At 44.6% G+C, this 19,696-nt stretch carries 17 protein-coding genes; 12 read left to right on the top strand and 5 right to left on the bottom strand.

All coding sequences use genetic code 11. The features are described 5' to 3' along the window. Positions 1-26: 26 nt before the first annotated feature. Positions 27-1,064: a protease SohB gene (sohB, locus tag ACUM5Y_RS00385; protein ID WP_445974867.1), complete on the top strand. Its 1,038-nt coding sequence runs from the start codon at positions 27-29 to the stop codon at positions 1,062-1,064. An 81-nt stretch (positions 1,065-1,145) separates the two neighbouring features. Here sohB and ACUM5Y_RS00380 read toward each other — a convergent pair whose 3' ends face one another. The 3 genes from ACUM5Y_RS00380 to ACUM5Y_RS00370 form a co-directional block, all read right to left on the bottom strand. Next, entirely contained in the window at positions 1,146-1,907 is a 762-nt protein-coding gene (locus ACUM5Y_RS00380) for a hypothetical protein (protein WP_445974866.1), read from the bottom strand. Then, positions 1,904-5,317 (bottom strand): transcription-repair coupling factor, encoded by a 3,414-nt coding sequence (gene mfd / locus ACUM5Y_RS00375; RefSeq protein ID WP_445974865.1) that lies wholly within the window; start codon positions 5,315-5,317, stop codon positions 1,904-1,906. Before mfd ends, ACUM5Y_RS00380 begins: the two co-directional genes overlap by 4 nt. A gap of 246 nt (positions 5,318-5,563) precedes the next feature. Beyond that, positions 5,564-6,637, bottom strand: a complete 1,074-nt coding sequence (locus ACUM5Y_RS00370) for an NAD(P)/FAD-dependent oxidoreductase (protein WP_445974864.1) — start codon at positions 6,635-6,637, stop codon at positions 5,564-5,566. A gap of 123 nt (positions 6,638-6,760) precedes the next feature. Here ACUM5Y_RS00370 and ACUM5Y_RS00365 point away from each other — a divergent pair, with 123 nt between their 5' ends. The 11 genes from ACUM5Y_RS00365 (at position 6,761) to sthA (ending at position 17,955) form a co-directional block, all read left to right on the top strand. After that, positions 6,761-7,642 (top strand): LysR family transcriptional regulator, encoded by an 882-nt coding sequence (locus ACUM5Y_RS00365; RefSeq protein WP_445974863.1) that lies wholly within the window; start codon positions 6,761-6,763, stop codon positions 7,640-7,642. Positions 7,643-7,767: 125 nt separating this feature from the next. Further along, entirely contained in the window at positions 7,768-8,739 is a 972-nt protein-coding gene (locus tag ACUM5Y_RS00360; protein ID WP_445974862.1) for a transposase, read from the top strand. A 588-nt stretch (positions 8,740-9,327) separates the two neighbouring features. Beyond that, a complete protein-coding gene (locus ACUM5Y_RS00355) occupies positions 9,328-10,665 on the top strand; it encodes a Na(+)-translocating NADH-quinone reductase subunit A (protein ID WP_445974861.1) in 1,338 nt (445 codons plus the stop codon). A gap of 3 nt (positions 10,666-10,668) precedes the next feature. Further along, positions 10,669-11,865 (top strand): NADH:ubiquinone reductase (Na(+)-transporting) subunit B, encoded by a 1,197-nt coding sequence (locus ACUM5Y_RS00350; protein ID WP_445974860.1) that lies wholly within the window; start codon positions 10,669-10,671, stop codon positions 11,863-11,865. Then, positions 11,858-12,655, top strand: coding sequence for a Na(+)-translocating NADH-quinone reductase subunit C (locus tag ACUM5Y_RS00345; protein ID WP_445974859.1), 798 nt, complete (start codon positions 11,858-11,860; stop codon positions 12,653-12,655). Before ACUM5Y_RS00350 ends, ACUM5Y_RS00345 begins: the two co-directional genes overlap by 8 nt. After that, on the top strand, positions 12,655-13,317 hold the full coding sequence (locus tag ACUM5Y_RS00340) for an NADH:ubiquinone reductase (Na(+)-transporting) subunit D (RefSeq protein ID WP_445974858.1): 663 nt from the start codon (positions 12,655-12,657) through the stop codon (positions 13,315-13,317). The genes ACUM5Y_RS00345 and ACUM5Y_RS00340 overlap by 1 nt, the downstream gene beginning before the upstream one ends. Then, positions 13,318-13,926: an NADH:ubiquinone reductase (Na(+)-transporting) subunit E gene (gene nqrE, locus ACUM5Y_RS00335; protein ID WP_445974857.1), complete on the top strand. Its 609-nt coding sequence runs from the start codon at positions 13,318-13,320 to the stop codon at positions 13,924-13,926. 42 nt (positions 13,927-13,968) lie between these two features. Then, positions 13,969-15,195: an NADH:ubiquinone reductase (Na(+)-transporting) subunit F gene (gene nqrF, locus ACUM5Y_RS00330; RefSeq protein ID WP_445974856.1), complete on the top strand. Its 1,227-nt coding sequence runs from the start codon at positions 13,969-13,971 to the stop codon at positions 15,193-15,195. 63 nt (positions 15,196-15,258) lie between these two features. Then, positions 15,259-16,275, top strand: a complete 1,017-nt coding sequence (locus tag ACUM5Y_RS00325) for an FAD:protein FMN transferase (RefSeq protein WP_445974855.1) — start codon at positions 15,259-15,261, stop codon at positions 16,273-16,275. A 32-nt stretch (positions 16,276-16,307) separates the two neighbouring features. Further along, the gene (gene nqrM / locus ACUM5Y_RS00320; protein ID WP_445974854.1) at positions 16,308-16,541 is read left to right on the top strand and encodes a (Na+)-NQR maturation NqrM; all 234 of its coding nucleotides are present in this window, start codon (positions 16,308-16,310) and stop codon (positions 16,539-16,541) included. A 19-nt stretch (positions 16,542-16,560) separates the two neighbouring features. Then, on the top strand, positions 16,561-17,955 hold the full coding sequence (sthA, locus tag ACUM5Y_RS00315) for a Si-specific NAD(P)(+) transhydrogenase (RefSeq protein ID WP_445974853.1): 1,395 nt from the start codon (positions 16,561-16,563) through the stop codon (positions 17,953-17,955). Between the two features lie 83 nt (positions 17,956-18,038). On the opposite strand, the gene ACUM5Y_RS00310 is transcribed toward sthA, so the two are convergent. Together ACUM5Y_RS00310 and ACUM5Y_RS00305 are read right to left on the bottom strand one after the other, a co-directional pair. Then, on the bottom strand, positions 18,039-18,593 hold the full coding sequence (locus tag ACUM5Y_RS00310; RefSeq protein WP_445974852.1) for a hypoxanthine-guanine phosphoribosyltransferase: 555 nt from the start codon (positions 18,591-18,593) through the stop codon (positions 18,039-18,041). Positions 18,594-18,645: 52 nt separating this feature from the next. Then, positions 18,646-19,470, bottom strand: coding sequence for a YihY family inner membrane protein (locus ACUM5Y_RS00305; RefSeq protein WP_445974851.1), 825 nt, complete (start codon positions 19,468-19,470; stop codon positions 18,646-18,648). Positions 19,471-19,696 lie beyond the last annotated feature (226 nt).

Genomic DNA, 19,696 nt, shown 5'->3' with positions numbered 1-19,696 from the left:
TTAAGACGATTTGTAAGGGTATCAATTTGGAATTTTTAACAGAATATGCAGGGTTTCTACTGAAAACCTTGACCATAGTAATCGCCATCATAGTGGTAGTCGCTATGGTCGCGAATGGTAAGAAGAAGTCGCGTCCTGGGGATTTAGTGGTGACTAAGCTAAACGATGGCTACGATGCGATGAAGGCCGAACTGGACCTTCAGCTGTTGGATAAGAAGGCTGCTAAAGCGGCGGAAAAGGCTAAGAAGAAGCAAGCCAAGCTAGACAAAAAGGCGGCTAAAAATACCAAAGAAGATGTCGCAGAAGTGAAAAAACGCTTGTACGTCATCGACTTTGATGGGGATATAAAAGCCTCTGCGGTTGCCAGTATGCGTGAAGAAATTACCGCAATTCTAAGCGTTGCACAAAAAACCGACGAGGTAATGGTGCGCTTGGAAAGTGGTGGTGGCGTGGTGCATGGCTATGGTTTGGCGGCTTCTCAACTACAGCGTATTCGCAGTGCCGGCATTCCATTAACGGTTTGTGTAGATAAAGTCGCTGCCAGTGGTGGTTACATGATGGCCTGTGTGGCGGATAAAATTATTGCTGCGCCTTTTGCTATTTTGGGTTCCATTGGTGTAGTGGCTCAAGTGCCAAACGTTCATCGATTGTTGGATAAGGGGTTGATTGACGTTGAACTTCATACTGCAGGTAAATATAAACGTACTCTTACCATGCTGGGTGAAAACACCGATGAGGGCCGTGAAAAATTCAAACAAGATCTAGAAGATACCCATGGTTTGTTCAAAAGCTTTGTCGCAGAACAAAGACCCGCTTTGGATATCGAAGCCATTGCCACGGGTGAAACCTGGTATGGTCGCCAAGCTCTAGACAATAAGCTGGTGGACAGTGTGATGACCAGTGATGCTTATTTGGTGGAAAACTACGCTCAAGCGGATGTTATTCAAGTCGCTTTTAAACAGCCCAAATCCATGGCTGAAAAAGTCGGGCTGTCTGTTTTTAACGCGGTGGAAGCTAAAGCCGTTAGCTGGATTGGAAAGCTGACTCAGACACGAGGCTACTAACATTCGTTAGTGGTTTGAGTATTGTGAGAGTTCATAAAAGGTAAGGTGATGTCACCTTACCTTCTTTTGTGGGGGGATGATTTAGTTACTTAGCTCGTTGGTGCTATTGAGTCTGTCATAGGTCAAGCTGGCACCGGTTTCAGCTGGTAAAGACTGCTGAGCGATCTGCTCAATGGCGTCTTCAAGTTCAATTGGCTCAAAGTAAAGAAGGCTGCCAATAATCGGGTGGTCGATATAATTTACTTTTTTACTGGCGGTTTTGTTCTTCTCACGAAGATTTAACACCAGTGCGGGCTCAAATTGTTTGAATTGGGTTGGGCTTTCGGAAAACTCTGTTGTGCTATCTGTGGCAGCGGGTAGGGTAAAGCTATCAAACAAGTAATGTTTATAGCGAATATCCGATTCTAAGTAGCGACCCAGTTTAATTGAAATATCACCTGTTAGCTCAGGGTAGCCGTCTTTGTTTTCAGGGCTGGTGAAGCGTTTATGAATTACATCGCCCCGATCTTTAAAGATCAGTGTCCATTTCTGGTTTGACAGAATCTGTACACGTCTATCAAGCTTTTTATCAAAATCATCAAATACGCTTGGCAAGGTTTGACTTGTTTGCTCAGCAGACAGCTGCTGGTCCACATCGGCATCGAATGATTCACGAATTAAGCCGTCTAGCGTTAGAACATTTTCATAGTCAACGTGTTCATTGGTATAGCGTTCAGGCCACACAAAGGTCAGCAAGTAGCCCTGGTAGGCACGAGCTGTGTCCGGATTGATGTTTTCCTCTTGAGCCATTAAATGAGGGCTTAGGAAAGTCAGTAGGGCAAGCGTAATGGGCAATGATTTCAATGTAATAGTTCCAATGTCTTAGTCGTTTGTTGGAAACGATCTTCAGCGTTCAGCATAGGCGCAATAAATTTAAGTGTATCAGAACCTATCAGTTTGTAGTGATCTGGTTTGCTTTGGATCAAGCGTATGAGCTTCATCGGATCAACAGGTGTCTGGCTACTGAAATAGATTTTACCTTCTTTTTGGTTGGCTTCAATTTTATTGATGCCCAGCTTTTCTGCCGTAAGCTTAATGCCCGTTTGGCGGAACAGGTTCTTGGTGGCGTCTGGCAGTAGGCCAAAACGGTCGATCATTTCAACTTGAAGCTCTTTTAAATCCTGTTCATTGCTGGCACTGGCAATGCGCTTATAAAGGATGAGTCGCGAGTGCACATCCCCAAGGTAATCATCAGGAATAAGTGCTGGCACGCGCAAATTAATGTCGGTTTGGCTAGGGGAGGTAATGTCGACATTAGGAGATTCACCATTTTTCAGTGACTTCACCGCCCGATCTAGCATGTCCATAAACAATGAAAAACCAACGTGCTCAATGTGACCACTTTGACCGTCCCCTAGTAATTCCCCTGTACCACGGATTTCAAGGTCGTGGGTGGCAAGGGTAAAGCCTGCACCTAAAGTGTCTGCAAGCGTGATGGCTTCTAGACGCTTCTCTGCATCGGGAGTGACTTTTCTATCGTTGGGTGTCAGCAAATAAGCGTAGGCTTGGTGGTGTGATCGACCCACTCGGCCACGTAATTGGTGAAGTTGCGCAAGGCCAAACTTATCAGCTCGCTCAATAATAATGGTGTTGGCGTTTGGAATGTCGATACCGGTTTCGATAATGGTGGAACAGACCAACACATTGGCGCGCTTGTGGTAAAAATCGGACATCACTTGTTCCAATTCACGCTCGCGCATCTGGCCATGGCCAACGATTACTCGTGCCTCTGGGATGAGTTCTTCTAGCTCTTCGGCCGCTTTTTGAATGGTTTGTACTTCATTGTGTAGGAAGTACACTTGGCCACCCCTGTGAAGCTCACGCAAGATGGCTTCTTTAATATTGCGCTCGTCTTTTTCTTTTACAAAGGTTTTTACCGATAAGCGTTTTGCGGGTGGTGTGGCGATAATCGACAGATCGCGGATCCCAGACAGAGACATGTTCAGAGTTCTTGGGATTGGCGTAGCTGTGAGGGTAAGAATGTCCACCTCAGCTCGTAAGGACTTGAATTGATCCTTCTGCTTCACCCCAAATCTATGCTCTTCATCTATGATGACCAAGCCTAAATTGGCGAACTTGATGTCCCCTTGAATCAGCTTGTGGGTGCCTACAACAATATCCGCTTTGCCAGATTCTAAGCGCTCTATGGCGGCGTTGGACTGTTTGCCAGAACGGAAGCGTGACAGCAGTTCAATTTCCACTGGCCAGTCGGCAAAACGGTCACAGAAGTTTTCATAATGCTGTTGAGCCAGCAGGGTCGTTGGCACTAAAACTGCCACTTGCTTACCATCTTGTACTGCTAAGAACGCCGCGCGCATGGCTACTTCTGTTTTACCAAACCCCACATCGCCACAGACTAATCTGTCCATAGGTTTGCGGGCTGCCATGTCGGTTATCACAGCATCAATGGCAGTTTGCTGATCTGGCGTTTCTTCAAAGGGGAAGCCAGCGGCAAAAATTTCATATTGATCGTCCGGCTTAGCAAAAGCATAGCCCACACGGGCTTCGCGCTTGGCGTAGATCTCTAACAATTCTGCGGCAGTATCTCGGGCTTTTTCTGCGGCTTTTTGCTTTGCAACACTCCATTTGTCGGTACCGAGTTTATGCAGTGGTGCGGTGTCTTCATCGGCGCCTGTGTAGCGAGAGATAAGCTGGAGAGAAGATACGGGTACATAGAGCTTGGCATCATTGGCATAACCTAGGGTTAACAGCTCGGTTTCTTGACCGTCTATTTGTAGGTTGGTGAGGCCAAGATAGCGTCCCACGCCATGATCAATGTGTACTACAGGTGCGTTTAATCTTAGCTCTGTCAGGTTGCGAATAATCGCATCTTCGTTGACATCACTGTGCTTGTTGCGTCTTCTGTGTTGGGAAACACGTTCCCCAAGAATCTCACTTTCGGCGATGAGTACCATCTCATTGCGAATAACAAAGCCACGGTTAATCGCGCCTTCGGTAATGGCTAAAGCTTGCGGGGCGTTTTTAAAAGTGAGCCAGTCACTTACTTGCTTGGGTTTGATTTTGTGTTTTTTAAGTAACTCTAGCAGAGCTTCTCGACGTCCCGCTGTTTCCGCCACTATCAGTACGGGTGTACTGGTATTGTCTAGATAGGCTTGTAATTTGTTGAGTGGTTGAGGGTGTTTTGAGTCGATTCGCACATCCACAGATGGCTCATAATGTGGGTGCTGACCTTGGGCAGAAAAAATCACATTGGCGTATTTATTCAGCAGGCCGAAGAATTCATCTTCTTTTAAGTTGATTTCTTCAGGTTTTAGAATGGGTCGTTCAATATCGTAATTGAGCGACTCATGGCGGCTACGAAAATCCAACTGTATGCTGCCAAGCTGCTCGTTTAGGGTGTTGGAGCGAACGATTATGGTGTCTGTTGGTAAATAGTCGAAAATGCTCTCGGTTTGCTGAAAGAACAAGGGGAGATAATATTCGATGCCTGCAGGAATAATGCCGCTGGAAATGTCTTGATAAATGGGACTAGACAGTGGGTCGATCTCAAAGCGCTCGCGAAAGGCTTGACGAAACTGCTGTATGCCTTGGGATGTCGCCGGAAACTCTTTCGCTGGCAACATTTTAATTTCTTTCACCTTGTTAATACTGCGCTGAGTTTCCGCATCAAACCAGCGGATAGAGTCAATCTCGTTGTCAAACCAGTCCAGCCTAATGGGATTCTCCGCCCCCATGGGGAAAATATCCATCAAGGCGCCGCGTACAGAATACTCCCCGTGCTGATGAACATTGTCTACGTTTAAATAACCTGCGCTGGTTAACTTACTTGATAAGGCTTCTAGGGCAAGGTTTTGGCCTTCCTTTAGGTGAAAGCGCTGAGCATCAATGTGCTGCTTTGGGCACAATCGAGTCAAACATGACGCCACGGTGGTAAGAATAATTGGGTTCTTGCTTTCACTGAGTTTGGCAAGGGTTTCTAGGCGCTGAGAGATAATGTCTTGGTGGGGAGAGAAGGCATCGTAAGGCAGCGTCTCCCAATCACTAAAACGCAAAATTTCATGATTCTGCTGGTTAAGAAAAGCTAACTCATCTTCTAATTCATTTAATTCCGCTACCGTATTGACCATATAAAGAATGGGAGTGGCATGTTGGTCTGCGATATCAAGTAGTTGCAAGGCTTTGCGACTGCCGTCTAACCCCTCAATAAGGTTTTTATAGCCCGGCTTGGTATTAATGGATAAAAGATCTGACATGATACGAAATACTTTCCTAGAGGATTTTTTACACCGACTTCTAACGTTGAAATGGGGATCAGTGAGTGCGCTGTTTAGCGCCATACATTGTGGCTGTTTCAAACTTGCTTGGCAACTTTTAACAGCCCATAAGACTTAGGAAAGGAGGAGAATATCTCAATAAAATAACTAAGACAGGCATGTTTAAAACCCAGTAAACGCAAGGTCTTTGGATTTTAAAGGGCTGTCTTAGTTAGTTGTCGATCTTTAGTGTTTAATGCCAAGCCCCTTGAAGACATAGCCAATGAGCAAGTCTTTATTTTTGAAGTTGATCAAGGGTTTCCAAGTGACTGCGCCAAAGATCGGTATTTGAGCCACACCTTTTTTCTGGCCGATGGGGATAAGCCCCATTTCAGGCATAGGTTTGTGGGCTTTGGTCTTTTTGCCTTGTTGTTTGGCAATAAGATTGGCGGCTAGCTCTTTTCCTTGGGGGATCGCTGCAGCGGCTAGTTTTAAATCCTGTAGATCCGCCACATCACCAACCGCCCATAAGCTAGTCGTGCCTGTCACTTGAAAATCAGCATCCACTTTAATAAAGCCCTGTTCGGTTATACATTGGCTTAGCTGAGGCTTCATGAAGTCTGAGTTGGCCTTTACACCAACGGCGACATAGGTGATGTCTGCATTGAGCTGATCGCCTGTGTGTTTGTCAATATAAACCTTGTCCTGTTGCTGGTAATAACGGTTGGTTTGTATGTTTACTCCCAGCGCTTGTAGCTGTTTAGTTGCCTTGCGTTGTGTATTCTCGCTATAGCTTGAGAGAACGGTGGAGGATGAGTCGGCCAGTGTTACCTTGATGTTAGGGTGGCTGTAAGCGATGTCACCGGCCAGTTCAACACCTACTGCTCCTGCGCCTATAACCAGTACAGATTTTGCCTTAGCTAATGCAAGAGAAGCATCTTTTAACTCTTCGTTTCGTTCATTTAAGGTAAATGCATGGTTGCTTTTGGCAACTGAAAAAGATGGGTAGCTTGATCCTGTCGCGATAATTGCTTGTTGAAAGGTTAGTCTTTCGCCGTTATCGAGAAGTGCGCTGTTCTCCGTTAATTCAACAAGGCTGCCTTGGATAAATTCACCAGAAAGGAAATCAGCGTAGCGTATTCTTGGGGTGTCTTTGACCTTGGAAAAGTCTGCAACGTTGCGAAGCGTCGCCATGGTGACTTCAAAGTAGTCTTTACGGTCGATTAAAGTCGTTGAAATGTTTGATTTAGCGAGCTCTTGGGCCAGGGTTGCACCGGCGAAGCCCCCGCCAATAATAAGGGTGTGGGTTGTTGTGTTCATGTTAAGGCTCATTGTAAAGGTTAGGTTGATTCACTATGTATTGAGCTTATTGTAAGCTGTATAAAAAATGCAACAATGAGCGAAAATTGTATTTGTGTGTGCGTATTTTATGCATGGGGTGTTATGAAACATTGGACTGAAATAAGGACAACCTTTTTCGTCGCGAAAACTGGCAGTATCAGTGGTGCGTCAAGGGCGTTGGGGGTGCACAGAGCGACGATTCTTCGACATCTAGATGTGATCGAGGAAGAGTTGGGAGCGAAGGTGTTTTTGCGAGATGCCAAAGGTTACCAACTAACGGAAGTGGGTAAGGATTTATTGCGTGTAGCAAAGTTAACGGACGAGCAATTTAGCGACTTTGCCAGGCGGGCTAGGGGTCAGCAAGGGGAGTTAGAAGGAGAGTTTATTTTAACCTCTTTAGATGCTTTATCTCATTTACTCATGCCGGCGGTGAAACTCTTTAGTCAAGCCTATCCAAAAATACGTGTTAGATGGCTGACCAGTGTTGAGCTAATGAAATTAGAATATGGACAGGCTCATGTGGCGATTCGTACCGGCCCAAAACCTCAAGACGATAGTTATGTTGTGCAGCCGTTTGCACCATTGAGTGTTGGTTTGTATGCAAGTGAGAGTTACTTGCAGAAACATGGCGTGCCAGTAGTTGAGTCCGATTTAAAAGAGCATCTGTTTGTAGCGGCGGATGAAGCGCCAGATCGGTTAGAAATTGTGAAATGGTTTACTGAGATTGTTCCACCAGAACAGGTGGTGTGCACGAGTAATAACCAAGACTTGTTGCAGAGAACGATTGTTAATGGTCTGGGGATTGGGTTTATGCAATGCCAAGCTTCACAAATTTACCCTAATGTGTGTCGTGTACTGCCTGATATTCAATGGAACTTTGAAAACTGGATTGTGACCCATGGTGATTTGCATCGCTCTGAGAAAGTTCAGGCATTTTTAGCCATTTTAAAAAGTGATGAATATCAAAGCAAATTGCCTAATTAGATAAAAACTAATTAAGACACCCACGATTAACACTAAGTATTTCCAAGGTGTTTCAAAGTTACAAGCTTTTTTCGGAGCCTCTTCTATACTGAATTTATGTTTTCTCAAGGAAGAGGAGATTCGCCATGCCAATGCCTCGAAATCAGCAGATATGTGTTGAAGATACCCCTTATTATCATTGTGTTTCACGATGTGTTCGTCGTGCTTATTTATGTGGTGAAGATGCTGCAACGGGAGTGAGTTATGAACACCGCCGTGAATGGGTGGAAAATCGCTTATTGTTTCTGGCGGGAGTTTTTTCCATTGATGTTTGTGCCTACGCCGTAATGAGCAATCATCTTCATGTTGTACTGCATATTAATACTGAAAAAGCTGAAAGCTGGTCATTCCGAGAGGTGTTAGAACGTTGGCATAAAATACATAAAGGCACGCATTTTACTCGGCAATACACAGCAGGCGAGAATCTCCCTAAAAGCGCGATGGAGTTCGTGGAGGCGTCGGTAAAGGTTTATCGAAAGCGCTTAACAGATATAAGTTGGTTTATGCGCGAATTGAACGAACCGATTGCTCGAAAAGCGAATGTCGAAGATAACTGCACTGGGCATTTCTGGGAAGGGAGATTTAAGTCACAAGCTTTACTTGATGAGGCTGCATTAATTGCATGTATGGCCTATGTGGATCTCAATCCACTACGCTCTAATATAAGTAATGCGCCTGAAGAATCGGACTTCACAAGTATAAAAAGGCGAGTAGAAGCTGCGAAAATAAAAACTCAACCAAAAAACCTTTTTCCTTTCGTTGGTCACCCTCGTGAAGACATGCCAAGCGGTTTGCCTTTTAAGCTGGTCGACTATTTAGAGCTTGTCGACATGACAGGGCGAATAATCAGAAAAGATAAACAAGGCGTTATCGATGCTCCTTGCCTATCTATATTACAACGGCTGAATATTCCATCAGAAACTTGGTTGTGCATCGCTGCACACTTTGAAATCCTAACGGGTCGTCTTGTGGGTCATGAACAATCCATTGATTGCTATTGTCAGGTGCACCAACGGCATCGAAAGCCCAATCGTGAGCAAATAAAACTGCTTGCCTAAAAAAATAGTGTGGAACTAATAATTAATAGCCTATCGTGCTCTAGCCTTTTTGTGACTAAAAACAGTGAATTAGACTAATTAATCAGTTAAATCCTAACCTCTCGATCTCAATACTCATTATTCCGCGAATCTGCCTATAAATTTTTATATCCATGTGAATTCATCCTAGCCTTAGGGGCTGCGTGCCGCTCCGAACTAGGCGAGTTTGCTGGTGTTTAAAGGTGGCTGTCTAGGTTAGATAGTCTGGTTGGTTTGTTGGAGGGTGTGGTTTGGGGTATATCTAGATTTCCCTTGGGTTATATTCTGCTGGTAGGGTGCTTTATTTGTGCTTTATTTGTGCGTTTTTTGAGCGAGAATGTAAGAAAGCATCAAAAACACCTCAAACAATTTGCAAGGAGCGCTGCAAAGACTCTGTCATGGTGTAGTCAAGACTGGCAATGACCTCTATAATACTTCGGTTTTTTGGTGAAGTGAGTTTGTGTTTTACAGCCGAGTAAAATTGGTTGTTAGCTTATGCATGTTTTCCCGGAGGGGGGTGTAAGCAAAATACTTAACGCTTTTGTGTTCAATTTATTGTTGGGCAGACATATGTATAAAATTACAAAAGGCCTTGATCTTCCGATTTCTGGCGCCCCCAATCAAGTGATTGAAAATTCGGCGGCGGTGAAATCCGTTGCTGTAATCGGCCCTGACTACCATGGTATGAAACCGACCATGTTTGTTAAGGAAGGCGATAAAGTTAAAAAAGGTCAGGTGATCTTTACTGATAAGAAAACAGAGGGCGTAAAGTATACTGCCCCTGCAGCAGGTATTATCAGTGCCGTTAACCGTGGCGAGAGACGTGTTTTTCAATCTGTAGTGATTCAGCTTGAAGGCGACGAGGCAGAAACTTTTGCTTCTTACTCTGGTGCACAGCTTAAAGACTTAGAGCGTGAGAAAGTAGTAGAGAACCTTGTTGAGTCAGGTTTATGGACAGTGTTCCGTACTCGTCCTTTCTCTAAAGTACCTGAAGTCGCTTCTGTTCCAAGTTCTATTTTTGTTACTGCTATTGATACCAACCCTTTAGCGGCTTCTCCTGAAGTTGTATTGGCGGATCAGGCCGAAGCCTTTGCTGATGGCTTAACTGTGTTAACTCGTTTAACACAAGGCAAAGTATTCCTATGTAAAGAAGCGGGTGCGAAAATTCCAACGACATCTGATGTGTCTGTTGAAGAGTTTTCTGGTGTTCACCCAGCAGGTCTTGCCGGTACTCATATTCATTTACTTGACCCTGTTAGCGACAAGAAAACTGTCTGGTCAGTAAATTACCAAGACGTTGTTGCGATTGGTAAGTTGTTTGTTTCTGGCGAATTAAGTGTTGAGCGCGTTGTTGCGCTAGCGGGTCCACAAGTGAAGAAGCCTCGTTTGGTACGCACATTAGTTGGTGCGAGCCTAACGGATCTTGTTGCGGGTGAATTGGCAGAAGGCGAGAATCGTGTGATTTCTGGTTCCGTACTTTCTGGTCGTAATGCATTCGGTCCTTTCGCTTACTTAGGTCGTTACCACACTCAAGTTTCTGTCTTGCTTGAAGGTCGTGAGCGTCAAATGATGCATTACCTTCGTGCTGGTGTAGAGAAACACTCTATCATGAACGTCTTCCTGTCTAAGTTAACAGGTAAGAAGTCTTTTGATATGTCTACAACGACAAACGGTAGTGACCGTACTATGTTGCCGCTAGGTAATTTCGAACGCTTGATGCCTTTGGATATTCTTCCGACTCAGTTGTTACGTTCGTTAGTGGTGAATGACACCGAGCAAGCTCAAAAATTGGGTGCGCTAGAGCTAGATGAAGAAGATCTTGCTTTGTGTACTTACAGCTGTTCAGGTAAGTTCGAATATGGCCCGATCCTTCGGGATTGCCTAACTCTAATAGAGAAAGAGGGTTAATTCATGGGGCTTAGAAAAGTACTCGATAAAATTGAACCTGAATTTCATTCAGGTGGTAAATACGAAAAGTGGTACGCACTTTTTGAAGCTGTAGATACGATTTTCTACCGTCCAAGCTCTGTGACCAAAAATGGCTCACACGTTCGTGACGCGGTTGATATGAAACGTATTATGATCTTGGTATGGATGTGTACTTTCCCTGCCATGTTCTTCGGTATGTACAATATCGGTCTACAAGCCAATACTGCGATGGACGCAATGGGCGTTACTGCAGATGACTCTTGGCGTCACGGCATCATTGGTGCCCTGACCAGCTATAATGCCGACAGCATCATAGACAACATGATTTACGGGGCAATGTACTTCTTGCCAGTTTATCTAGTGACCTTTGTTGTGGGTGGTTTCTGGGAAATTTTGTTTGCTTCCGTGCGTAAGCATGAAGTGAACGAAGGTTTCTTCGTTACCTCTATCTTGTTCTCCTTGTCTTTGCCAGCGACTGTGCCTTTATGGCAAGTGGCACTAGGTATCACCTTCGGTGTGGTATTGGCGAAAGAAGTGTTCGGTGGAACAGGTAAAAACTTCTTGAACCCAGCTTTGGCTGGCCGTGCCTTCTTGTTCTTCGCTTACCCAGCATCTATGTCTGGTGATGCCGTATGGACAGCAGTTGACGGTTTCTCTGGCGCGACGGCATTAAGCCAGTTGGCGGCAGACGGCGTTGCTGGTCTAACGGTTGCTTGGTCTGATGCCTTCTTCGGCTTCATTCAAGGTTCAATGGGTGAAACTTCAACACTGGCTATCCTAATCGGTGGTGGTGCCTTGCTTATCATGCGTATCGCTGCTTGGCGAATTGTCGCGGGTGTAATGCTAGGTATGGTGTTGACGTCTTTGTTGTTCAACCTTATTGGTTCAGACACCAACCCAATGTTTTCTACACCTTGGTACTGGCACCTAGTTTTGGGTGGTTTTGCCTTTGGTATGATGTACATGGCAACAGATCCAGTTTCTGCTTCAATGACGAATCGCGGTAAGTGGTTCTACGGTGCGCTAATTGGTGTCATGGTCGTGTTGATCCGTGTGGTTAACCCAGCTTACCCAGAGGGTATGATGTTGGCCATCTTGTTTGCGAACTTGTTTGCCCCATTTATTGATCACTTTATAGTTCAGGCGAACATCAAACGGAGGATTGCACGCAATGGCTAGTAATAACGATAGTATTAAAAAAACCATTATTGTTGCTCTGTCTTTATGCTTGGTTTGTTCTATTTTTGTTGCGGCAGCAGCAGTAGGTCTAAAGCCTATTCAGAAAACCAACCAAGATTTAGACCGTAAGCGTAATATCTTGTCTGCAGCTGGCATGCTTGATGCTAGTAAATCTGTCGATGAAATCTTCGCAACAGTTGATACGCGCATCGTAAGTATGGCCACTGGTCAATTTGCGACTGACGCTGAGCTTGAGCAAGCAGGTATTAATCCTCAAACTTATAACCAACAAGCCGCAGCGAAAGATCCAGCTTTGTCTGAAGCTTTGGTAAATGATCCGGCGAGCATTAAACGTCGCGCTAAATTCGCGTCTGTTTATTTGGTGAAAGCAGCGGATGATTCCATTGAGCGTATTATCCTACCTGTTCACGGTTACGGATTGTGGTCAACTATGTACGGCTTTATTGCCCTAGAGAATGACTTCGATACCATTATTGGTTTTGGCTTCTACGATCAAGGTGAAACACCTGGATTGGGTGGTGAAGTAGATAATCCTAACTGGAAAGCATTGTGGGAAGGCAAAAAAGTCTACAACGACCAAGGCGACGCTGTTATTCAGTTAGCTAAAGGCGGTGTTGATAGCGCTGATCCACAAGCAATACACAAAGTAGATGGTTTGTCTGGTGCCACACTAACGAGTCGTGGTGTCACCAATCTTGTTCAATACTGGTTGGGTGAAGAGGGCTTTGCGCCATTCTTGTCCACACTGCGTAGTGAAGGAGCTCAATAATGTCTAATGTAAAAGACGTCCTATTTGGACCAATCCTTTCGAATAACCCGATTGCGCTACAGATTTTGGGTATTTGTTCTGCTTTGGCAGTAACAAGTAGCTTGAGCGTAAGTTTTGTTATGGCGATCGCGCTTACTTTGGTAACCGCTTTCTCTAACTTGTTTATCGCGGTCATTCGTAGCCATATTCCAAACAGCATTCGAATCATTGTACAGATGATCATCATTGCCTCTTTGGTAATCGTGGTTGACCAAGTACTGAAAGCCTTTGCTTACGAAATTTCTAAGCAGTTGTCAGTATTTGTTGGTTTGATCATTACGAACTGTATCGTAATGGGTCGTGCGGAAGCCTTCGCTATGAAAAATGGCCCAGCCATGAGTTTCTTGGATGGTATCGGTAACGGTCTTGGCTACAGCGCCATGCTTATTATCGTTGCTTTCTTCCGCGAGCTTCTAGGTGCTGGTAAATTGTTTGGTGTGGAAATTTTCGCAACGGTTCAAAACGGTGGCTGGTACCAGCCAAACGGTTTGATGTTGCTACCACCAAGTGCTTTCTTCGTTATCGGTTTGGTTATTTGGGCACTACGTGCTTACAAAACGGATCAAGTTGAAGAGCCAGAGTATAAGATCGCACCGAATTCACGTGCTCAGGAGGCGCTCTAAATGGAACATTTTATTAGTCTATTTATAAAAGCTGTTTTCGTTGAAAACATGGCTCTGGCCTTCTTCCTTGGTATGTGTACTTTCTTGGCCCTATCTAAGAAAGTTGAAACGGCGATCGGCCTAGGTATTGCGGTTGTTGTTGTATTGGCAATTACTGTTCCTCTGAACAACCTTTTGTACCAAAACCTATTGGTTGATGGCGCATTAGAGTGGGCAGGTTTACCAGGTGTCGATCTAAGCTTCCTTGGTTTGTTGAGCTACATTGGTGTTATCGCCGCTGTGGTACAAATATTGGAAATGACGTTAGATAAATATATGCCAGCGCTGTACAACGCTCTTGGTGTATTCTTGCCATTGATTACCGTGAACTGTGCCATCATGGGTGCCTCTTTGTTCATGGTAGAGCGTGACTATAACTTCAGTGAAAGTTTGGTTTACGGTGTTGGTGCTGGTGTTGGTTGGGCGCTTGCAATTGCTGCCCTAGCTGGTATTCGGGAGAAACTTAAATATTCAGATGTACCTGCTGGTCTTCGTGGTCTTGGTATCACGTTTATCACAGTAGGTCTAATGAGCTTAGGTTTCATGTCATTTTCTGGTGTGCAGCTGTAATAGGCTGCTCAGTTGGACAACCAAGAATAAGGTTTAACTAACATGGTCAACTTAGAGATTATTCTAGGTGTGGTAATGTTCACAGCTATCGTTCTAGCGTTAGTGGCAATTATCCTTGCTGCCCGCGCTCGATTGGTAAGTACTGGTGACGTTACAATTCGCATCAATGGTGAAAAAGAAGTTACTGCCCCTGCTGGCGGTAAGTTATTACAAACGTTAGCAAACAGCGGCATCTTCTTGTCGTCTGCTTGTGGTGGCGGTGGTACTTGTGCCCAGTGTAAATGTAAAGTGACGAGCGGCGGTGGCTCTATGCTATCGACTGAGCAATCACACTTTACTCGCCGTGACGAAAAAGAAGGCTACCGTTTGTCTTGTCAGGTTTCTGTGAAACAGGACATGGATGTAGAGGTACCAGAAGAAGTATTTGGTGTTAAAGCTTGGGAATGTACGGTTGAGTCTAACCCGAACCTTGCTACCTTCATTAAAGAATTGACGTTGAAATTGCCAGAAGGCGAAAACGTTGATTTCCGTGCTGGTGGTTACGTTCAGCTAGAAGCGCCTGCGCACACGGTACACTACAAAGATTTCGACATCGAAGAAGAGTACCGTGGCGATTGGGATAAGTTCAATCTGTGGAAGTTCTCTTCTACCGTTACTGAGCCTGTTATCCGCGCTTACTCTATGGCGAACTACCCTGAAGAAAAAGGTATCGTGAAGTTCAATATTCGTATTGCTTCGCCACCACCGGGTAAAGATGATTTGCCTCCAGGTCAAATGTCTTCTTACGTGTTCAGCCTTAAGCCAGGCGATAAAATCAAAGTATACGGTCCATTTGGTGAGTTCTTCGCTAAAGACACGGATGCGGAGATGGTGTTTGTCGGTGGTGGTGCTGGTATGGCGCCAATGCGATCACACATTTTTGACCAACTTAAGCGTCTGAATTCTACTCGTAAAATGTCTTTCTGGTACGGCGCACGTAGTGTACGTGAAGCCTTCTATATGGATGAATACGACAAGCTGCAAGAAGAGAACGAAAACTTCGAATGGCATTTGGCGTTATCGGATCCTCAGCCAGAAGATAATTGGGAAGGTAAAACAGGTTTCATTCATAATGTCTTGTATGAAAATTACCTGAAAGATCACCCAGCGCCTGAAGATTGCGAGTACTACATGTGTGGGCCGCCAATGATGAATGCGTCCGTGATTAAAATGCTTGAAGACCTAGGTGTCGAAAAAGAAAACATCCTATTGGATGATTTCGGTGGCTAGTAGTTGAAAATAAAGACCCACCAATTGGTGGGTCTTTATTTATTAATTTTGAAAAGAAGATGTATGCGTAAAAAAATATGGTTACCCGCCTTACTGCTTATTATTCTTGCAGTGGTGTATCGTTTAACAAGTTTTACTCCAGAACTGGTGAGCTTCTCTGGCCCAACCATGGGGACAACTTATACAGTTAAGTTTTATACAACAGAAGAAATTGAAAACCCTTGGGGCATTAAGAGTGATGTCGACGACGTATTGTTGAGTGTGAATAAGCACATGTCGACCTATGACCCGAGTTCAGAACTGTCTAATTTAAATAAACTGCCTGCCAACTCAGTGCAAGATATTAGCTCGGGTTTGGCCTATGTTATTGATAAAGCGCTATTGATCAGCCAAATGAGCGGCGGTGAATATGATGTTACAGTAGGACCATTAGTTAACCTTTGGGGTTTTGGTCCGGGTAAGCGTGAAGATAAAGTCCCTACGGATGCCGAAATCCAGCAGGCAAAAGCTCGAATTGGCTATCAATCCATTCAATTGGAGAAAAATCAACTAACCAAACAAAAAGATGTCTATATTGATCTTTCTTCTATTGCCAAGGGATACGGGGTAGATAAGGTGGCAGAAGCCCTAGAGGATCATGGGATCACAAGCTACCTAGTTGAAGTAGGTGGTGAAATTAGATCAAAAGGCTTTAAACCTGAAGGTGATTCGTGGCAAGTAGCCATTGAAAGCCCAGCGGGCGGTCATGCAATTGCTAAGAAAATTATAGCGGCAGATGATATTGCTATCGCTACGTCTGGTGATTACCGTAATTACTTTGAAAAAAATGGTGTGCGTTACTCTCATACCATTAACCCGATTACAGGCCGTCCAGTGACACACAGATTGGTGTCAGTAACGGTCATAGATAAGACAGCCACTATGGCAGATGGCTTGGCCACAGCAATTACCGTATTAGGACCAGAGAAAGGTCTGGCATTTGCACAGGAAAACGGTGTTGCGGCTTATCTATTAGTAAAAACAGATTTTGGTTATGAAGAACGTTCTTCTGATGCTTTTCAGCATTACCGGAATGACTAACCAAACAAAAATTTCATTTTAGGGGATTTAATATGCTAACAATTGTATTGGCTTTCGCTCTTATGTTGGTTTTAGTGGCCGCGATGGCCGTCGGTGTTTTGATGGGGCGCAAGCCCATTTCAGGTTCATGTGGCGGTATGAGTTCGCTTGGCATGGAAGTCGCTTGTGATATCTGTGGTGGTGATAAAGGTAAGTGTGACGAAGAAAAGCAAAAGTCCACTGGCGCAGATACATCAACGACTTCGTTTTACGATGCATCGAAATAATTTAATTTAAGGGGATGTTATGACGACGAGACATTATGATGTCGTAGTATTGGGTACAGGGCCTGGAGGTGAGGGCGCTGCAATGAACGCTGCGAAAGCGGGCAAGCGTGTGGCCGTCATTGAGGCTAGCCCTAAAGTGGGCGGTAGTTGTACTCATTTAGGAACAATACCTTCCAAAGCTTTGCGTCATGCGGTTAAAGAGATTATTGCCTTTAACACTAACCCAATGTTCCGTGATATCGGTGAACCACGTTGGTTCTCTTTTCCAAAAGTATTGGACCGTGCCAATCGCGTTATTGATAAGCAGGTGATGGGGCGCACGGAATACTACGCACGTAACCGCATCGATATCTTTTTTGGTCGTGGTAAGTTTAAAGATGCCAACACTATCGAAGTAAATACTTACGAAAGTGGTCCTGAGTTATTGGTGGCAGACAAGGTTGTGATTGCCACAGGTTCGCGTCCTTACCGTCCTGCCAATATCGATTTTACTCACCCTCGTATTTACTGTTCAGACACTATTTTGAGCTTAAACCACACACCACGCTCTCTTATTATTTATGGTGCGGGTGTAATCGGTTGTGAATACGCCTCTATCTTCTGTGGCTTGGGCGTACGTGTTGAGCTAATTAACCCAGCGAAGAAACTGCTAAGCTTCTTGGATGATGAAATTACCGATGCCCTAAGTTACCACTTGCGTGATAACGGTGTGCTAATCCGTGACAACGAAACTTATGAGTCGGTTGAGACTTCCGAGCGCGGCGTTGTAATGAACATGGTTTCAGGTAAAAAACTGCGTGCAGATGCCTTGTTGTTCTGTAACGGCCGCTCTGGTAATACCGACAACCTAGGCCTAGATGCCATTGGTTTGGATGTAAATAGCCGTGGTCAACTTGCAGTCAACGATACTTACCAAACCAAGGTAGACAATGTTTATGCAGTGGGTGATGTGATCGGTTGGCCAAGCCTTGCCAGTGCAGCTTATGATCAAGGTCGAGCTGCAGCAGCGAATATGTTTGGTGCTGAGGGCGGTGAATTTATCAGTGAAGTACCGACCGGTATTTATACCATTCCTGAGATCAGTTCAGTGGGCAAAAACGAAGCGGAACTGACGGCTGAAAAAGTGCCTTACGAAGTGGGTCGAGCTTTCTTTAAAAATACCGCTCGTGCGCAAATCACAGATGAAGCGGTTGGTATGCTGAAAATACTCTTCCACCGTGAATCGTTAGAGATTTTAGGTATCCACTGTTTTGGTGACCAAGCTTCCGAGATCGTACACATCGGTCAAGCCATCATGAAGCAGCCAGGTGAGCAAAACACCTTGAAGTACTTCTTGAATACAACCTTTAACTACCCAACCATGGCTGAGGCCTACCGTGTTGCGGCGTTGAATGGTTTTAACCGAGTATTTTAAGAGTCTTTAGTCTCTAGATATAAAAAACGCTTCAAAATTGAAGCGTTTTTTTTTTTGCGCGTAAATTTTTTGCTCTAATTAGCCTAGCTGCCTTTTACCGCGTAAATTCCTTTAACGTTTCTAAAGAAACCTTTGTAATCCATGCCGTAGCCAAATAGGAAGCGGTCTTCTGCATCAGCACCAATGTAGTCTGGTGTCATATCGACTTTACGATCGTGAAGTTTGTTAATCACGGTTGCCGTGTAGACGCGGTTTGCTCCTTGCTCTTCCAACCATTTGATAATGGCTTGTAAGGTATGACCTTGGTCGAAAATGTCATCAACGACTAAAACATCACGCCCTTTAATGTCCGATTGCGGGTAGTTAAGCCACTTTAATTGAGCTGAGCCTTCGGTTTCCATGCCATAACGAGTCGCGTGTAAGTAATCCAACTCGAGTGGAAAGTTTAGTCGACTAATTAGGTCTGCTGTTGGGATTAAGCCGCCGTTCATTACACATAGCACTAGGGGCAATTTGTCGGCCAGATCATCAGTGATCTGCGCGGCCATAGTGTCTAGGGCTGCGTTGATTTGGTTTTCGTTAATCAAGCAATCAGCTTCTGCTAATAGGGTGTTTAGGTCGTCTATCGTGTTTTTCATGGGAGGCCTTGTTAAAAAATCCGCGCAATTTTACCTTAAACTTACCTTGATGCTAAGCCTTAATATGATGGAATGTGGCGCACAAACAAATAGAACCAAGAATAATCAACCAGGTTGACTGTAACCAGACTAAGAAAATAGGCAGAGCGGCAAAAGCACCATAGACCACTTGATAGCTGGCAAAAAGCTGAGCAAAGGAGCTAAAGACCAAGTTAAGCACGAGTAGACCAACAGTGCCGATAGCCGCAGCACAGGCGGCCCATTTTATCGACACATCTGCATTGGGGGTTAAAAAGTTAAGGGTTAGTAACATAAGGAAATAGAGCAGAACTCGTCCTACTTTAATAAGGTAGCTGAGCAGTAGGTTTATTTCTTCTTGCTGGATTTGTAGAGATATCAAAGTGCCGTGCAGGCTGATAATCGAAGCGAACAAGATCGGGCCAAGAGTCAAAATAGCCCAATAGGTCAGTAATCTTTCACGTATCTTTCTTGGTTTGGTGATGCCCCAAATGGATTGTACGCTGCCTTCAAAGCTGTTAAGCAGCAGAAGGGCGGTAAGGAACAGCATGATAAGTCCAGCGACAGGTAAGTTTTTGGCTTGCTCTGAGAACTGTAATAAATAAGGGATAACAACATCGCTAGAACCCGGCGCTAAATTTTGTTCAATCAGTTTAAATAGCTGATTCTGCATTTGTTCTAGGGTGGGAGTGAAGCTGAGTATGCCAAGAATAATGGTCAGGATGGGGACGGCGGCGAGTAAACTTGAAAGCGTCAGCTGGGCCGCTCTTTGCTGGGCGTTGTTGTTTTTGAAGCGCTCATAAGCGCTTAAAGCAAAGTGCTTGATGGCGAGTGAAAAAGCAGCGTAATGAGTTGACATAAAGTGGTTGCTGTATCCATTAAGAGTTTCACCTAAGAGTAACACAGAGTGTTCGTTTAGGGAGCTTTTCAGTCTCTAAGGATAATGCCTGAGCTTGTGCCTAATGAACCCAGTTGGCGATATTTTAGGGGGAAACTTCACCTTTATGGGGATAAACGCATTTTGCCTATGATTTATAGGCTTTTTTAGGCCAATTGGTTGACGATTCTTATTCCATCCCTATAAT

This window comes from Marinomonas dokdonensis, from assembly GCF_052747885.1.
The sequence above is the reverse complement of the archived record's forward strand: the minus strand, read 5'-3'. Positions and strand labels throughout refer to the sequence as shown.

Excerpts from the sequence above, each read along its gene's own strand:
- mfd (WP_445974865.1), bottom strand. The coding sequence starts at position 5,317 with ATGTCAGATCTTTTATCCATTAATACCAAGCCGGGCTATAAAAACCTT.
- ACUM5Y_RS00305 (WP_445974851.1), bottom strand. The coding sequence starts at position 19,470 with ATGTCAACTCATTACGCTGCTTTTTCACTCGCCATCAAGCACTTTGCT.
- ACUM5Y_RS00325 (WP_445974855.1), top strand. The coding sequence starts at position 15,259 with ATGCGTAAAAAAATATGGTTACCCGCCTTACTGCTTATTATTCTTGCA.
- ACUM5Y_RS00365 (WP_445974863.1), top strand. The coding sequence starts at position 6,761 with ATGAAACATTGGACTGAAATAAGGACAACCTTTTTCGTCGCGAAAACT.
- ACUM5Y_RS00370 (WP_445974864.1), bottom strand. The coding sequence starts at position 6,637 with ATGAACACAACAACCCACACCCTTATTATTGGCGGGGGCTTCGCCGGT.
- ACUM5Y_RS00350 (WP_445974860.1), top strand. The coding sequence starts at position 10,669 with ATGGGGCTTAGAAAAGTACTCGATAAAATTGAACCTGAATTTCATTCA.
- ACUM5Y_RS00310 (WP_445974852.1), bottom strand. The coding sequence starts at position 18,593 with ATGAAAAACACGATAGACGACCTAAACACCCTATTAGCAGAAGCTGAT.
- sthA (WP_445974853.1), top strand. The coding sequence starts at position 16,561 with ATGACGACGAGACATTATGATGTCGTAGTATTGGGTACAGGGCCTGGA.
- ACUM5Y_RS00340 (WP_445974858.1), top strand. The coding sequence starts at position 12,655 with ATGTCTAATGTAAAAGACGTCCTATTTGGACCAATCCTTTCGAATAAC.
- nqrM (WP_445974854.1), top strand. The coding sequence starts at position 16,308 with ATGCTAACAATTGTATTGGCTTTCGCTCTTATGTTGGTTTTAGTGGCC.
- nqrE (WP_445974857.1), top strand. The coding sequence starts at position 13,318 with ATGGAACATTTTATTAGTCTATTTATAAAAGCTGTTTTCGTTGAAAAC.
- ACUM5Y_RS00360 (WP_445974862.1), top strand. The coding sequence starts at position 7,768 with ATGCCAATGCCTCGAAATCAGCAGATATGTGTTGAAGATACCCCTTAT.
- nqrF (WP_445974856.1), top strand. The coding sequence starts at position 13,969 with ATGGTCAACTTAGAGATTATTCTAGGTGTGGTAATGTTCACAGCTATC.
- ACUM5Y_RS00355 (WP_445974861.1), top strand. The coding sequence starts at position 9,328 with ATGTATAAAATTACAAAAGGCCTTGATCTTCCGATTTCTGGCGCCCCC.
- ACUM5Y_RS00345 (WP_445974859.1), top strand. The coding sequence starts at position 11,858 with ATGGCTAGTAATAACGATAGTATTAAAAAAACCATTATTGTTGCTCTG.